1 protein-coding gene is annotated in these 478 nt (G+C 39.3%); it reads left to right on the forward strand.

From position 1 onward, the window contains the following. Nucleotides 1-287 precede the first annotated feature (287 nt). Nucleotides 288-478: hypothetical protein (locus tag AB4512_RS24275; protein WP_372176049.1), on the forward strand; the 191-nt coding region annotated here is incomplete at its 3' end.

Here is a 478-nt window from a genome sequence, read left to right on the forward strand (position 1 = left end):
GAAGTTACTGCCGTTTACCTAGGCCGCTAAAGCTCGCAAGCTAAATTCGGATTCCCGATTCGGAATCCGAATAGTTATAATTCGTTATTTGCGCATTCCTACTTTTTCGGCTTTAAGACCTGAAATGTAAAAGACTTCTTCAAACTTAACTTTGAAGCTACTTTTACGTTGCGCAAACTTCCTTAAAATAGGGCTGAAAATTCAAAAAAATCTGCATAATTCATTGAATATCCGTTATTAATCCCCAACTATCTCTTTTGAACGTTAACGTAAATAAAGGATGTTTTGTGAACCATAAATCATTAGCGGTTTTGACCGCAATCGCCATCTCCGCATCGATCACTGGTTGTAGCGTCGCTGATTCTCAGCAACCAAAACTTGAAAGCCTCGATCTTGAGTACACCTACCACTTGCCAAGAAATGACATTTTGAGCTTTCACGGTAAGCAACAGCGACCAAGAACCAATGTATTTGATGT

This window comes from Vibrio sp. 10N.222.52.B7 (genome assembly GCF_041474275.1).
Lineage (GTDB): Bacteria > Pseudomonadota > Gammaproteobacteria > Enterobacterales > Vibrionaceae > Vibrio > Vibrio crassostreae_C.